Source organism: Noviherbaspirillum sp. Root189, assembly GCF_001428545.1.
Taxonomy (GTDB): domain Bacteria; phylum Pseudomonadota; class Gammaproteobacteria; order Burkholderiales; family Burkholderiaceae_D; genus Noviherbaspirillum.
This window is the reverse complement of sequence record NZ_LMHZ01000018.1, coordinates 1-14339: the sequence shown is the minus strand read 5'-3', so window position 1 is coordinate 14339 and position 14339 is coordinate 1. Positions and strand designations below refer to the sequence as shown.

Annotated in this window: 14 protein-coding genes; 3 read left to right on the top strand and 11 right to left on the bottom strand. The window is 55.4% G+C overall.

The window, feature by feature from the left end; genetic code table 11:
* Nucleotides 1-6: 6 nt before the first annotated feature.
* The 9 genes from ASE07_RS12690 to ASE07_RS12650 all read right to left on the bottom strand — a co-directional run bounded on the left by ASE07_RS12690 (nt 7) and on the right by ASE07_RS12650 (nt 9575).
* Complete coding sequence (locus ASE07_RS12690) at nt 7-1221, bottom strand: Zn-dependent hydrolase (RefSeq protein ID WP_235548451.1); 1215 nt, start codon at nt 1219-1221, stop codon at nt 7-9.
* A 144-nt stretch (nt 1222-1365) separates the two neighbouring features.
* Nucleotides 1366-1890 carry an ureidoglycolate lyase gene (locus ASE07_RS12685; RefSeq protein ID WP_057291202.1) on the bottom strand — a complete coding sequence of 175 codons (525 nt, stop codon included), beginning with the start codon at nt 1888-1890 and terminating at the stop codon, nt 1366-1368.
* Nucleotides 1877-3091 carry an amidase gene (locus ASE07_RS12680; RefSeq protein WP_057291201.1) on the bottom strand — a complete coding sequence of 405 codons (1215 nt, stop codon included), beginning with the start codon at nt 3089-3091 and terminating at the stop codon, nt 1877-1879. Before ASE07_RS12680 ends, ASE07_RS12685 begins: the two co-directional genes overlap by 14 nt.
* A 42-nt stretch (nt 3092-3133) precedes the next feature.
* On the bottom strand, nt 3134-4144 hold the full coding sequence (locus ASE07_RS12675) for an ABC transporter ATP-binding protein (RefSeq protein ID WP_057291200.1): 1011 nt from the start codon (nt 4142-4144) through the stop codon (nt 3134-3136).
* Nucleotides 4137-5234, bottom strand: a complete 1098-nt coding sequence (locus ASE07_RS12670) for an ABC transporter ATP-binding protein (protein WP_057291199.1) — start codon at nt 5232-5234, stop codon at nt 4137-4139. Before ASE07_RS12670 ends, ASE07_RS12675 begins: the two co-directional genes overlap by 8 nt.
* Nucleotides 5231-6136, bottom strand: a complete 906-nt coding sequence (locus ASE07_RS12665) for an ABC transporter permease (RefSeq protein WP_057291198.1) — start codon at nt 6134-6136, stop codon at nt 5231-5233. Before ASE07_RS12665 ends, ASE07_RS12670 begins: the two co-directional genes overlap by 4 nt.
* A gap of 3 nt (nt 6137-6139) precedes the next feature.
* Nucleotides 6140-7093, bottom strand: coding sequence for an ABC transporter permease (locus ASE07_RS12660; protein ID WP_057291197.1), 954 nt, complete (start codon nt 7091-7093; stop codon nt 6140-6142).
* An 85-nt stretch (nt 7094-7178) separates the two neighbouring features.
* Entirely contained in the window at nt 7179-8831 is a 1653-nt protein-coding gene (locus ASE07_RS12655; RefSeq protein ID WP_057291196.1) for an ABC transporter substrate-binding protein, read from the bottom strand.
* A gap of 69 nt (nt 8832-8900) precedes the next feature.
* On the bottom strand, nt 8901-9575 hold the full coding sequence (locus ASE07_RS12650; protein ID WP_057291195.1) for a FadR/GntR family transcriptional regulator: 675 nt from the start codon (nt 9573-9575) through the stop codon (nt 8901-8903).
* 365 nt (nt 9576-9940) lie between these two features.
* Here ASE07_RS12650 and ASE07_RS28790 point away from each other — a divergent pair, with 365 nt between their 5' ends.
* Nucleotides 9941-10087, top strand: a complete 147-nt coding sequence (locus ASE07_RS28790) for a hypothetical protein (protein WP_156396586.1) — start codon at nt 9941-9943, stop codon at nt 10085-10087.
* Nucleotides 10088-10167: 80 nt separating this feature from the next.
* On the opposite strand, the gene ASE07_RS12645 is transcribed toward ASE07_RS28790, so the two are convergent.
* Together ASE07_RS12645 and ASE07_RS12640 are read right to left on the bottom strand one after the other, a co-directional pair.
* Nucleotides 10168-11595 (bottom strand): hypothetical protein, encoded by a 1428-nt coding sequence (locus ASE07_RS12645; RefSeq protein WP_156396585.1) that lies wholly within the window; start codon nt 11593-11595, stop codon nt 10168-10170.
* A gap of 339 nt (nt 11596-11934) precedes the next feature.
* Nucleotides 11935-12177 (bottom strand): hypothetical protein, encoded by a 243-nt coding sequence (locus ASE07_RS12640; RefSeq protein ID WP_057291193.1) that lies wholly within the window; start codon nt 12175-12177, stop codon nt 11935-11937.
* A gap of 296 nt (nt 12178-12473) precedes the next feature.
* On the opposite strand from ASE07_RS12640, the gene ASE07_RS12635 reads away from it, so the two are divergent.
* Together ASE07_RS12635 and hfq are read left to right on the top strand one after the other, a co-directional pair.
* Complete coding sequence (locus ASE07_RS12635; protein ID WP_057291192.1) at nt 12474-12908, top strand: hypothetical protein; 435 nt, start codon at nt 12474-12476, stop codon at nt 12906-12908.
* A 166-nt stretch (nt 12909-13074) separates the two neighbouring features.
* Entirely contained in the window at nt 13075-13401 is a 327-nt protein-coding gene (gene hfq / locus ASE07_RS30660) for an RNA chaperone Hfq (RefSeq protein WP_057291191.1), read from the top strand.
* Nucleotides 13402-14339: the final 938 nt, after the last annotated feature.

Below are 14339 nucleotides of genomic sequence, written 5' to 3'. Positions count from 1 at the left end.
CGGGCATTAGGCCGCATCTCGCTTCTGGCCGAGCCTGGGCGATGCGACATTTAGCATAGCCTGAAGCAGTACGTTTGCGCCGGCCTCCAGATGGCTCGGCTCCGCATCCTCGATTTCGTTATGACTCACCCCATCCTTGCAGGGGACAAAAATCATGCCGGAAGGCGCTACCCGCGCCGCATATATGGCATCGTGTCCGGCGCCGGACACGACATCCATGGACGAATATCCTAGTGAGGCAACCGCTTCCCGAATCGCGCGGATGCAATCGGAATGAAACGGACAAGGGGGAAAATGAGATACCTGCTGCAACTGGATGTTGAGTCCGGTCTGTTTGTGCATGTCCCTGACGTATGTCGACAGATCTTCGTTCATGCGGGATAGAAAATCCTCCGACACATTGCGCAAGTCGATCGAGAACTTGACCTGGCCCGGTATCACGTTGCGGCTATTAGGCGTGACCTGCACCATTCCCACCGTACCACGTCCATAAGGTGGATAGCGATTCGCAATTGCCACCACTTCTTGCATGATGTACGTGGCTACCTGCAGCGCATCTTTTCTGATCGCCATGGGTGTCGGTCCCGCATGGGACTCGAATCCGGTCACCGTGCAGTCGTACCAAGTCAGCCCCAGAACAGCCGGTACCACACCAAGCACATGGCCGGCTTGTTCCAGTACGGGCCCTTGCTCGATATGACTCTCGAAATACGCACCTATAGGATGTTGTCCGGGTACTTCATCGCCAATGTAGCCGATGGAGGCCAGTTCCTCCTTGACCGACTTGCCGTTCGAATCGACCGCCTGATAAGCGTGCTCCAAAGAGAATGCACCGCAGAAAACTCCGGAACCCATCATTACCGGAACAAAACGGGAACCTTCTTCATTGGTCCAGATAACCACTTCAAGTGGTGCTTCCGTTTCCATGCCGTGTTCATTCAGTGTGCGGATCACTTCCAGGCCGGCGAGCACACCATAGTTGCCATCGAACTTGCCGCCGGTAGGCTGGGTGTCGATATGAGAACCGGTCACCACCGGTGGTAGAGAATCATTGCGGCCAGCGCGGCGCATAAAGATATTGCCGATCTGGTCAACCGTGACAGACAGCCCATCAGCCCGCGCCCACTTGGTGACCAGATCACGCCCCTGGCGGTCAAGATCCGTCAGGGCCAGGCGGCATACGCCTCCCTTCTCAGTCGCGCCGATTTTGGCGAGCTCCATTAATGAATTCCAAAGTCGCTGTCCGTCTACCCGAAGGGCGGTGTGATCATGGTTAGTACGCATAATGAATTTGGAGTCCTTAAAGTTGAACGCAATGCCCGAAATGTCCGCAATGCCAAAAAAGTGTTCACAAATATGGGGCCATTATTTTTCTGGAATTGTGACTACAACAGGTTCAGAAAGGGGGCGCAATTCACAGTCGGGTCGCGCAGCCTTGCGCTCCAGCACCAGCACGTCTGCGGCCCCCAGCGTGATGAGAGGGTGATGCCATACCCCACGTCGCACAGTTATGCCCTGGCCAGGCTCCACAATAAAAGCTTGGATCGTCGACTCATCCGGGGTCTGCTCCCCCGTTGTCATTACGGCAAGACATCTCCCTTGCCCCAGTGGTACAAAGGTCTGGCTGCCCAGGCAATGTCGCTCGAACGCGCGCAAGGGAATCGTTCCGCCCGGCGTTGCTCCCTGTGTGCGAAACACGGTCAGGCAGGCAGATCCTCCCTCTGTCTCAAGATCCAGCACCGTGAGGTCGTCAAAACGCTGGGCAGTCCGTTCGTTGATCGGCGTTCCATTCTGCCCGCCCGGCATGATCACATCGCCAAAGGGGGCAAAGCCGACATGCGAGAGTGGCTGCGCGGCGATATGTCGTGGCAGCGTGTCATTGGCATTCATTGATCAGCTTTCGTGCCAGGCGAATGAGTGATTTATCGCTTCCACGCGGACCTATCATGGAGAAACCCAAGGGCGCACCATCCAATGACATCAGCGGAAGCGATATTTGCGGACAGCCTGTCAGACCGGCGAGACACAGCATGCGAATAGCATGGTTGCGATAATCTTCCAATGCCTCTTCCGTTTCGGTGAGCAAGGGAGCAACGTCCGGCATGGTGGGTAGCACGATGACCTTGTTTCTGCCCAGGAGCTCGAAAAAGAATTCGCGGTAGCTTTGCCGAACCGTCCAGTGCTCTTGCATCTGCTGGTCAGTGATGGTGCTGGACCAGGCAAAGCGTTCCTTGACACCTGGCCCGAGTTGAAAGTCGTATTTCTGGATGCGCTCGCCATGATTTTGCCATGCCTGGTACCCCTGAATGTGGCGGAACGCCCAATACAAGGTATCGAATGATCGATCAACCGCGTTGACGGGACTGGCCTTTCCGATAGTCGGCGCAAGGCGCTGCAAGGTTTCCATAAACACCGTTCGCACCCGTTCATTCAACAGGGCCAGCACATCCGCCGCTAGCAGGATTTGCGGCGCATCATTCAGCGCGTTACTCTCGTCTCCGAGCAATACATCGCCTACCTTCGCAAAAGTTTCGATGTCTCTGGCAAACCAGCCACAGGTATCAAAATCGGGAGCAAGATCCATTACACCTTGCAGGCTTATCCTGGCGTGCGTAGTGCGCGCACCGATCAGCCCACAGTGGCTGGCCGGTGCGCGGACGGAGCCACCCGTGTCGGTCCCCAGGGCAAAATCAGCCAGAGCGTTGGAAACTGCGGATGCGGAGCCAGAACTGGATCCTCCGGGAATGCGATTCGGCGCACCGCCGTTGCGTGGCGTGCCGAAGTGCGCGTTCTTGCCGTTCATTGAAAAAGCCAGCTCGTCGGTGTATGTCTTGCCGACAAAGGTGGCACGTGCCCCCACAAGCGCCGACACTGCAGCAGCCGAATCAGATTTAATGCCGGACAGCGCCAGCATGTGGGGATTGCCGCAGCCAGTAGGATATCCGGCGACATCAAAGATGTCTTTGACCGCAAAGCTCAGGCCGGCCAAAGCACCATCGACATGCAGAGGAACTGCTGGTGCGGCTCCGGCAGGGGCGATAGGCGAGGGGTAAGGAACAAAGCAGCGTACTGCCGTCTGATCTGGGGACATAAAAGAGTTTTCCTAGAAAAAGATGCCTTGAAGCGGCAAGCATCAAGCTAGCCTGGACATTGGCACCGGCATGGTGTCGATTTGATGGACGCGCAAGCAGTTCACCTTATGGCCATCGGCAATTATTTCCTCGATCGGCTGTGCTACCGCACAGTCAGGCATCGCATACGCGCAGCGGTCAGCGAATGCGCAGCCGGGCGGCAAGTTTGCCAGGTCCGGGGGCGCGCCGCCGATGGTCTCAAGACGTTGGCCTTTCTGCATGGCGCCATGGCTGCGGCTTTTGAGCAGAGACAGCGTATAGGGATGCCTGGGGCGGGTCAGCAATTGCGCCGCAGGGCCCTGCTCGATGATCTTGCCCGCATACATGACAGCGATCCTGTCAGCCACTTCGGCTGCCGCGCCAATGTCATGCGTGACAAAGACTATCGACAGGCCCATCTCTTTTTGCAGTTCGCGCAGCAACAGCAGAATCTGGATCTGGACAGTCGCGTCCAGTGCCGTAGTCGGTTCGTCCGCCAGCAACAGTTTAGGTTGGCATGAAAGCGCCAGCGCAATCATGGCGCGCTGGCGCATGCCGCCGGACAGCTCATGTGGATACGCATCAAGCCGACGCTCCGGACTCGGGATGCGCACTTTCTCGAAAAGGGAAAGCGCCTGCTTGCGAGCTTCCTGCTTCGATACTTTTTTATGACGCCGTATCGTCTCGCAAATCTGGTCGCCCACGGTATACACCGGATCAAGCGCAAGTAGCGGCTCCTGGAAGATCATTGCGACCGTGGCTCCCCGAAAATCGGCAAGTCCGCGCGGCGACAGCTTCAGCACATCCTTTCCGTCCACATCCAGACCTCCGGACACGGTAGTCGTGCGCGCCGGATGCAGGCGCATGATCGTACGCAGCGTGACGCTTTTCCCCGATCCGGACTCACCGATCAGCGCCACCACTTCGCCTTCGCCCACCTCCAGATTCACGCCGTTGACCGCCTTGATCAGCTTGCCGGGCGCATTAAAATGCACATGCAGATCACGCAATGCAACCATGCTTGGCTCAGACATGGGACACCTTCAAAGTAGGTGGAAGTTCGCTGGCGGCGCGATAGCCCGAGTCCGGTTCATGACGCAGGCAGGCGACGCCGTGGCCAGCATCATCGACGGCGAATGCCGGCGCACGCTGGCTGCATATCGTCTCGGCATACACGCAGCGGGTATGGAAACGGCATCCGCCGGGAGGATTGATTGGATTCGGCGGATCTCCAGACAAGGGTGCGACTGTTGTGCGTTGGGTAGGGTCCATGCTGGGCATGGATTGCAGCAGGGCGTGCGTGTACGGATGCTTGGGGTGGTCGAATACTTGCGCGGATAAACCGATTTCCACCACCTGCCCAAGATACATGACCAGTACGCGATCCGATACGAAGCGCACCACATTCAAGTCATGGCTGATGAACAGGTAGGTCAGCCCGAATTCTTGCTTCAACTCCTGCAAAAGATTCAATACCTGCGCTTCGACCGACTTGTCCAGCGCCGACACGGCTTCGTCCAGAATCACCAGGCGCGGTTCGAGCGCAAGCGCACGCGCAATGTTGACCCGCTGCCGCTGCCCGCCCGAAAGCTCATGCGGATACCGTCCTGCAAAACGCTCGGGCTGCAGGCCGACACGGCTCAGCAGATCTCGCGCACGGGTAATCGCAATCCGGGAAGACACTCCATGCACGATCGGACCAAAGGCAATCGAATCTTCGATTGTCATGCGTGGGTTGAGCGACGAATAGCTATCCTGAAACACCATTTGCGTTTGTCGCCGAAATTCGCGCAGAGGCAGCGCCCGCGATCCGACCGTCTCACCGTCGAATATCAGTTCGCCGCTATCCTGTTCGATCAATTGCATCAGGACCCTTGCGGTGGTGGATTTGCCGCAACCGGATTCCCCTACAACGCCCAAGGTCTCGCCTTTCAGGATATCGAAATTGATGTCGTCTACCGCACGCACCACGCTACGCTTGGACTTGTCGAATTGAAACAACTCGCCCTTCAGCGGGAAATGCTTTAACAGGTTGCGTACTGTCAGCAGCGGTTGACGCGGTCCACCAAGGTCACGCGAGCTTTTGTCGGCGGCATTCTGCAGTGCTTCGATTTCATGCGTCATTGTTTGACCTCCATTGCCGACCTCAAACCGTCGGAGAGCAGATTGAATGAAATTGATGTAGCGAAAATGAATACGCCGGGCAGCGCCGCAATCAATGGCTGCGTATAGATTGCGGTACGCAGCGTATTGAGCATCAGCCCCCATTCCGGCTCCGGCGGTCGTACGCCAAGGCCAAGAAATGACAGGCCCGAGGCCAGGATCATTGATACCGAAATCAGACTGGTGGAATACACAAAGATCGGGCCGAGCACATTGCCAAGGACATGCGCGCGCACGATGGTAAACGCGCCTGCTCCGGATGCACGCGCAGCATCGACATAGTCGCTGCGACGGACTTGGGTCGTTACGCTTTCGGCGATGCGGGCGATCTGCGGGATGAAGACAATGGTCAACGAAACCAGTGCATTAAAAATGCCCGCGCCCAGCGCTCCAGAGAGAGCGATAGCCAACAGCACCGATGGAAACGCATACAGCACGTCAATCGTGCGCATGATGACAGTGTTGAGGAGCCCGCCTGCATAACCCGCCAGAATACCGATGCCACCCCCGATCATAAATGCGAGCAGCACGGGCGTGATTCCCATGAAAAGCGATAGCCGTGTGCCAAGAATCAACCTCGACAGCATGTCGCGGCCCAGTTCATCTGTACCGAGAAGGTGGCCCTCTGTACCAACGGGCTTTAGCCGGGCCAGCATCGATGTCTGGAAAGGATCAGCCGGCATCAACCAGTTCGCGGTAAGTGCCATGACCAGCAATGCCACGACCATGAATGCGGCAATCATCGCCGATGGTGTCCGCAGAATTCGGCGGGCCACATTGGCCCAGTGTCCGCGCGAACGCTGGAACGCTGGCGAAGTGCCGTCCAGGGGCATGGCAACAGGTGCGATTGCGGTAGCTTGCATGGTTCAACCCCTTTCGATGCGAGGATCAAATAACGTCTGCAGGATGTCCACCAGCAGATTGAGTGCGACAAAGAACAATGCAAGCACCAGAATCGTGCCTTGCAACAGCGGCAGGTCTCGCTGGAAGATCGCCTGGTTAAGCAGGAACCCGGTACCGGGCCAGGAAAATACCGTTTCGATCAGAATGGAACCACCCAGAAGGTAGCCAAGCTGCAAACCCATGACGGCGAGCGCCGTCGGCGCGCAGTTCTTGACCACATGCATGAATACGCCATACTCACTGAGGCCGCGTGCCTTGAGCCCTACCACGAATTCCTGCGCCAAAATGTCGGCTACCAGCGCACGCACCGTGCGGGCGATGATGCCCATCGGAATGAATGACATCGTCACTGCCGGCATGATCAGATACTTGATATGCTCGGCGTCCCATTGCCATGAGCCGGAACCGCCCGGGCCGGCCCCGGTAGCCGGCAGCCACATCAGCTGAGATGAAAATACGATGACCAGCACCATGCCCAGCCAGTAATGCGGGACGCTGACGCCGATGACCGAAATGAATGAGGCAAGTTTGTCTAGCCACGAATTGCGCATGTAGCCAGCGACAAAGCCGAATAGCGAACCGAGAAAGAAACCAATCAGCGTTGCTAGCGTCGCCAACATGAAGGTGTTGCCAACTGCCTTGAAGACCTCCTGCGCCACCGGTCTTCCGGTCGCGATGGAGCTTCCGAGATCACCGTGCAGCGCTCGCCAAACCCAATTGAGAAACTGCTCAGGATAGCTGCGGTTGAATCCATACAGCTCCATCAGCTGCTTCTGCAGGTCGACGGAGGCGTCCGGTGGCAGGATCGATACCAAAGGATCCCCCGGCGAGATATGGACCAGCATGAAACACAGGAATGCGACGCCGAGCATGATGGGCAACGCATACATGACGCGACGGGTCAAATAGGAAATCATATGCTCTTCCGGCTACTGCCGCCTTTCGGCGACAGCGTTAATTGCGAGGACAGCCTCTGCCGGTCCTCCGGCAGAGAACCCGGATTTAATCCATCGACATCGTTGCAATATCAATGAACCAGCTTTGCGGCTGCACTACGCCACTTACTTTGGACGAAATCGCCCGCGGCCCTGTGTCATGCGCCACCCACACGAACGGCGCTTCATCGACGATCTTGGCGTGCAGATCAGCCAGCGCGGCGTCGCGCCGCGTAGCGTCAAAAGTAGTACGCGCTTTCATGATCAGGGCATCGACCTCCGGATTGCTGTAGAAGCCCCAGTTGTTCGAAAGCGGCGGCGCAGCTTTCGTATCGGTGAAACGTACCATCGCGAAGAACGGGTCCATTGCCGCGAAGCTGATGTTAACCGCGTGTGCGCCCTTGGCGCTCGGGTCCTTCGCACCTATGCGCCAGTTGGTAAACAAGGTATTCCATTCGACCACATCGAACTGAACATCAAAAAAGCATTTTTTCAGGTTCTGCTGCATGAATTCATTCATCGGCAGCGGTAGCATCTGTCCCGAGCCGGAAGAAGAAATCTGCACCTTGACCTTGACCGGGTTCGCAGTGGAGAAGCCTGCTTCCTGCATCAGCTTGCGAGCTTGGTCGGGGTCGTACTTGATCTGGAACGTGGGCTTGCCCCGCCATGGATGGCCCGGCTCCACGGTGCCTGTTGCTTCGGCCATCTGACCGCCCAGCAACTGCTTCATCGAAGTACGGTCAATGCAAAGGTTGGCCGCCTGGCGCACGCGTTTATCCAGCCATGGCGAGCCAGGGACGAATGACAGCTGCCAAGGCCACACATGCGGCTGCGGATTTGAATAGATCTTGAAACCGCGCGACTTGATCGCTTCAAGCGCATCCGGCGCCGGTGCTTCGATCCAGTCGACCTGACCCGACATCAGCGCCGCAGTGCGCGAGTTTGCTTCGGGAAGGGGGAGCATGACCACCTTATCGATCTTCGGACGGCGCTTTGCATCCCAGTACTCGGGGTTCTTTGCCAACTCCAGGCGTTCCCTCGCCACGAATTTGCTCATTTTGAAGGGACCGGTGCCAGCGGCATCTGCGGCAAATGCGGCCCATGCCTGCTTGGAGCGTTCCGCCTTGTCGGTCACCGACGCAGGTACGGCCTCCGCCTTTTTCGCCCAGTGCGCGGGCGAAGCCATGAAAAGATTGGTCAAGTTGATAGGCAGGAAGGAGTCCGGCTGCGAGGTGGTCAGTTCAACGGTCATGTCGTCGATCTTCCGCGCCGAGCGCAAAGTAGGCATGCGCGACGCCGTGACGCCAACCTGGCTGGGATCGAAATGCAAGGCTTCCTTGTCGAGCACCTTGTTGACATTCCATACAACCGAGTCGGCGTTGAACGCGGAACCGTCGTGGAACTTCACGCCTGGACGCAGCTTGAATATCCATTTGTGTTTGTCGTTTGCGTCGACTGCCCAGGATAAGGCGAGGCCCGGAATCAGTGTGCTGGCTTGATCGGATTTGCTCAAGTCCCACTGCGTCAGGCTATCGTACATTGGAATGCCGGTGAACCGGTTCCCCTCGAAACCTTGGTCAGGCTGGCCGAGCGTGCGTGGTATATCACCGGCCGTCATGGCGATACGTAGTACTTTTTCTGCATGCGCGCTGCCGCCGGCAAGGAGACCGAGCGAGAGCGTGCAGGCCATGGCAAGTGCGCTTCCCTTGGAAAGTTTCATTTTGATTTTTTCCTAAAAATTTGACGATTGGGGTTACGGGGTGCAGCAGTTACAGACAAAACAAAATTCTTACGGTGGTATGAATTCGATAGCCGCACGCGATGCGGTTTTAAGCAAATGCGCTTGCATTGCATGCTTTGCGCCGTTCGCGTCACCTGACGAAATGGCTGCGGCGATGACGCGATGCTCCGCTGCCGGTTCATGGATTTGGGCATGATCGGCAAATGGCAGTCTTAGACTGTGGATGATCCGATTTTCAAGATCGTGCATCACTTGCGAGAAAGCCGCATTGCCGGAAAGATCGGCGACCAATTGATGAAACTGGAGATCGGCATGAGATGCCGTAACAAGGTCCTGGGAATTTAGCGCCGCTTCAAAACGTGCTTGTATGCCCCATAAACGCGGTGTTGTGTTTGTATTCGACGCCCTCGCAGCAAGGGCCGCGGCTGTGGGTTCGAGTGCGAATCTAAGTTCGAACGTGGCTCGGATATCGCCAGAAGACGATACGCCTGTTTCTTTCGCTGTATCGATGCATCGGCCTAAGGTGACCAGCGTGCCTTTTCCCGGTATCGAACGAACAAAGCCAAGAGCCTCAAGGGTAGATAAAGCCTCGCGCAGCGATGCGCGGCTGATGCCTAACGATTCAGCAAGATCGCGCTGGCCGGGCAGCATCTCTCCTTGTTTATAGGAACCGGTCAATATCTGGCGTTGCAATGATTGTGCTGCGATATCCGGCATGCTCATCTAATACTCTCCCATCTGGTCTGACTGGCCTGACCGCAGGAGCACTGTTAGCAATTGATGTGCCAATGAGTTTAGTGTGCACTCATCCGGTCGTTACCTATGAATTTCTAAGACTGATATGGATATCGGCTTGTGGACGCACTGATCCGGGAGCCAATGGGCGCATTAAATATGGGCACGCACATATTTAGTGCCTATTGCGTTAGGCAAGCGACGATGGGAGAAAGCATGAAGATTCAGGTACATGCAAGCCGCCTGAAAACACTGTCAGCGTCAGAACGTCATTTCGCAGCAGGATATGGAGTAAGCTTTCCTGGTAGTTAAAATCTAAACTCAGATCAAACTTCATCAAAGTAAGCTGGTCAATGTTAGAAACCATTGGTATGGTGACCGAAGACGACAAGCGCAAGCTGAACCTGCGTGCCCGTGTTGCGATCAAGACGCTGGCCGATACGAAGGTGATCAACAGCGAAGGGGCAGGGCGCACGCGTCGCTACAGTGCTACTGTATAACGCATGGATACGTTCATTGTGTGATGGAAGACTGACGCACGCTTTGATAGTGAAGCTGCAAAAGCGTGTGTCAGCGTCGATCAGTTTGGTTTGCGAGGGTGATTGCCAAACCTTTTCTTTTTTTGCCCGTCAGGCTGTCCGTTATTGTGGCGAGGCTTATTGAATTTCGGACGGCGGGGCCCAGCCGAACCCGGCTTGTCGAGCCAGGCATCCAACTGCTCTCGCACTCTTCCCATGCCACCGGTCAGGCGCAGATAGCGATTGCGGAAGCCATGGCGTAACTGTTCATCAGTGTGCGCCGGAACATCTTCACGTAGCCCTATAACACGCTGACATTGACCAAGCGTTGCCGCATGGGGCACATCGTCGACAGCTACTGCGATTAACTGCAGCTGCGGATACATCTGCTGCAATTCATCAAAATCATGTGCACTGGCACCGACCACGCCTACCGTCGGCTTATTGCTGCTATTGGCTGACGGCGGAAGCTTGGGGTCGAACAGGGGCTGGACGTCGTGCTCAGCATCTTCATCATCATCCTGCGGAACTGCATCATTGCCGGATCGCAGCTTTTCATTAGCAACGAAAAATGGATCCGAGTGATCGGCGGATCGATGTTGCGCCGGTGTCCGTCCCTGATGTGCATGTCTTGCGTTGGCTGTACCGGCATTGCCGGTGAAGTTTCGTACCATATCCGACAGCGCTTCCCGGTTTTCCGGTTTTGTGACCGCATTGACCAATGCCTGGGCGAATTCGTGGGCCACCATTGCAATAAATGGGCGCAGCATCGCGTTGAAATCACCTGACATCGCCGCAGGCGGCTGCTGGCCTGGCCTTTTCTGATCAGTCGCCGGCTCAGGCGTACGCGACGCAGGGGGTGTCTCGCGTCGCGGCCGTTGCGGCTCCATGGTTTCCCTCGCGATCCGGGGACTTTGTGGTGAATCACCACGCGCAACAGCCGGTTGGGATTTCGCGGCAGCAGTAGCTAAGACGTCTGGCGCGCTTCCCTGATCGGCAACTTGCTTCATCGGGGTTTCATTTGGTGGGGAGGCATCGGCGGTGCTGGCGGCTATTTCTGGCAGCGCCTGCGCCGTAGTATTGGTCGTCCCTGAGGTGCTCACTCCTTCTACATCGAACGAATCGGACAACGTAGCCCTAGGGGCAACCGGTTTTGGTTGTGTACGCGATTTCCTCTCTACACTGTGCGATTCGGTGGCAAACAAGTCGTTCTGACGCATGGCAGCGGCGGCCTTCGCAAAGATTCCTTTGAGTTTTTCGCGGACCGACTGAAAGCCCTGGGAGATGGAAATCAGCTTACGGTGCCGGTTTTCTGGCAATGCGCTTTCCTGCGCCAGGAACACATCTTTTGCCTTGACTTCATCGAGCCGCTCCGAGGTTAACAGCGCCGGTCCCATGGTTGTATAAAGCTGTTTTGCAATTATTTCCCATTCCTCCTCAGTCCATTTGATGACCGCGGAAGGGGAGGGAGAGGGATTATTTTTGGCCATACTTAGCTTTAACGGTGAATAAATGTGAACAGGACGGCACGCAGGCACATCAATGCCACGGGACCGTCATCATGTTTCTTAATGAACTGAAATTGACATAGAAGTCGATGGTTCCTGCTGTACTACTTCGATTTAAGATGCGTCATCGTGCAACATCAGATATCACAGGCCAGCGGCAATATATCACGGTCGCCGTGATGGCATTAGCCCTGGCAAGTCATCTTCGGACGTTCGAACAGAGAATGCGGAGAAGAGCATCATATGAAAGCACGAAAATGCCGCCAATTTAGCAGTGGAGCCACTCACTTTGGTTGTGGTAGCAGGCGAAGGTGCATTCAGTCAGATGCCGAGTTGCTCCGTCATCTGCCGCGCCTGTAACAAAAGATCGTCGCGCACCGGGTCTGGCTTATCGCCTGCGACCATTTTGATGTAGCCGGTTAAATCACGGATCAGTTTGCCAAGGCACTGCAGCTCTTCGGCAGTGCCCGCTTTTTGCATGGCGTCGAGCTGTTGGGTCAAGGCGAGCACGGAACCCGGATCGACCAACGCACAATACGGTTCGTGCCGGAATGGCAACATCATGGTTGCATCGCCATTTTCTGGGATACTATCCACTCGCTGTTCAGAAAATCCATACAAAAGGATAGTGGCGGAGACAGAAAATGCCTGTGCAGCGAGCGCTGTACAGGCATTTTGCTTTTAGTTATATGGGTTGTGAATATATCTATATAACTAAAATAAAGAGGACATTTATGCTGCGCCGCAGTATCATGGATTTGTCTCCTCCAACTCTCCTTGAATTGGATTCGCCCGCATTCTGCAAGGTCTGCGGGCTTTTTTCTTTGTACCGATGCAGGTACAGGTTGGTGGATCGTTAATTGGCTTACCAGACTGGGCGCAACGACGCGCCAAAGGATGAGAAATTGGTCATTGAACAGTGTGACAAGATAGATATTGCACGCATTCTGATTGAACGCATTGACGGCGTGGTAGCGCAAGCGCGCGTAAGCAGTTTGGCCCTGGCAAATGCTGTTTTGGAGCGGTGGGCCAAGGATGCGCCAGAAAAGGGTGAAGGCCAGTGCCAGATCCAGATCATTTTTGAAGACGGCTTTCAGTACCAAAGCCATATTGGCTTGAGCCGGTCGCAAAAACGCATTTCCCTGGCCAGATTACTCCGTCAGCAATTGTTGACGATGGCCACACCAAAAACGGGTCAACGCAGAAGAAAAGATGCCGCTGGTCCCATCTCCAGCATCACGTTGCCGGCAATTCCGCTGAACGCGGAAGTTATGCTGGAGCGATATGACATCTAGTCCGGCGCNAAGAAAAGATGCCGCTGGTCCCATCTCCAGCATCACGTTGCCGGCAATTCCGCTGAACGCGGAAGTTATGCTGGAGCGATATGACATCTAGTCCGGCGCGCGAACCTTTTTCTGCAGTGGACGAGGCTAGCTTTGTAACGCAGGGAATAAGGTAGTTATGGTACGCAATAAGAGCGATACGGTCCAAGGGCAATACCTGAATGACTTGCGCAGACAACGCATGACGGTCATGCTGTACCTGGTGAATGGCATGAAGCAGGTTGGCATGATCGAGTCATTCGATCAGCATGCAGTGTTGTTACGGCATGGTGCCAGCATGCAGTTCGTCTACAAGCACATGATTGCCAGTATCATGCCTGCGGCAAAGGCCTTACCAGCACGATCATCGCCGTCAGTTAACCCGAGTATGAGTCGTCCGGAGCCCAGCTCAGCGCCCGTGTCCATCCGTAAGGTTGCGCGCCGCACCATTATTCGAGAAGAATAACGTCGCTTCGATAAAAACCGGCAAGACGGAAACGTCTAAATGGAATGTGGTGCTGGTATTCGTTCCCCCGCCAGCTCCGGTGGATGCAGCCTGTTCTTTTGAAATTGAGGTCTCACTCCGATGGCTGCATGGGATGTGATTCTACAGACAATGGAACGGTTCCGGTATGTTCGGTTATTGATGCCAATCAATACGGTGTCGATAGCAAGTTTCGCCGAGCCGGAAGAAAAATCAGCTGCAGGTGTTTAGCTGCAGGTGTTTAACAGTCGGCGCGACCGACTAATCCATAGAAGGTGAGCCGTCCACGATCATTGCTGGTGATCGATAAACCGCTCAATACTACGTACTGGCTTGCCGTCATGCAGAATGACGATATGGTGCGCACCATCATTCCGACTGCCGCAGGTTATTCGTATCTCTTTGGAGCGTTGTGCAGCCGTTCTTCATGCGCAATCAAAGGTGAACAGTGATGTCGACGCAGAGTTTGCTTACGATCAGGTCAATAAAAAGGATCTGCCGCTGGCTCTCTTTCCTGTTAAAGAACCAGATGAGGTCCGTACGTTAAAGACATGAGGATTGCAGAGATAGCATCATCAACTTCGTCAAGACAGAGCAGCAAGCAGAGTCAGGTTTTGATAATTTCGTTTGCGTCTTTCCAACACAGAAAAAATAGTTGGCATCGGTCAAAAGTCTTTGCTATAGTGCGCCTCCCGTCGCGAAACGCAGCAAACAAAAGCGCGAAGCAGGGGAATGAAGGACAGGAAGAATGTCTCTCAAAGCGCAGCAGCCAATCCCGTACACGAGGGATGGCGACAGACACAACGCTCTGTCATAGAAAGCTCTTTAACAAATAACAGCCGATAAGTGTGGGCGCTTGATGGAGTGCGGCGATGGTCTTTCGGGGCTATCGTGAAACTACAAGCATCAAGTGCTCACGA

Excerpts from the sequence above, each read along its gene's own strand:
- ASE07_RS12690 (WP_235548451.1), bottom strand. The coding sequence starts at position 1,221 with ATGGAGCTCGCCAAAATCGGCGCGACTGAGAAGGGAGGCGTATGCCGC.
- ASE07_RS12685 (WP_057291202.1), bottom strand. The coding sequence starts at position 1,890 with ATGAATGCCAATGACACGCTGCCACGACATATCGCCGCGCAGCCACTC.
- ASE07_RS12680 (WP_057291201.1), bottom strand. The coding sequence starts at position 3,091 with ATGTCCCCAGATCAGACGGCAGTACGCTGCTTTGTTCCTTACCCCTCG.
- ASE07_RS12675 (WP_057291200.1), bottom strand. The coding sequence starts at position 4,144 with ATGTCTGAGCCAAGCATGGTTGCATTGCGTGATCTGCATGTGCATTTT.
- ASE07_RS12670 (WP_057291199.1), bottom strand. The coding sequence starts at position 5,234 with ATGACGCATGAAATCGAAGCACTGCAGAATGCCGCCGACAAAAGCTCG.
- ASE07_RS12665 (WP_057291198.1), bottom strand. The coding sequence starts at position 6,136 with ATGCAAGCTACCGCAATCGCACCTGTTGCCATGCCCCTGGACGGCACT.
- ASE07_RS12660 (WP_057291197.1), bottom strand. The coding sequence starts at position 7,093 with ATGATTTCCTATTTGACCCGTCGCGTCATGTATGCGTTGCCCATCATG.
- ASE07_RS12655 (WP_057291196.1), bottom strand. The coding sequence starts at position 8,831 with ATGAAACTTTCCAAGGGAAGCGCACTTGCCATGGCCTGCACGCTCTCG.
- ASE07_RS12650 (WP_057291195.1), bottom strand. The coding sequence starts at position 9,575 with ATGAGCATGCCGGATATCGCAGCACAATCATTGCAACGCCAGATATTG.
- ASE07_RS28790 (WP_156396586.1), top strand. The coding sequence starts at position 9,941 with ATGTTAGAAACCATTGGTATGGTGACCGAAGACGACAAGCGCAAGCTG.
- ASE07_RS12645 (WP_156396585.1), bottom strand. The coding sequence starts at position 11,595 with ATGGCCAAAAATAATCCCTCTCCCTCCCCTTCCGCGGTCATCAAATGG.
- ASE07_RS12640 (WP_057291193.1), bottom strand. The coding sequence starts at position 12,177 with ATGATGTTGCCATTCCGGCACGAACCGTATTGTGCGTTGGTCGATCCG.
- hfq (WP_057291191.1), top strand. The coding sequence starts at position 13,075 with ATGGTACGCAATAAGAGCGATACGGTCCAAGGGCAATACCTGAATGAC.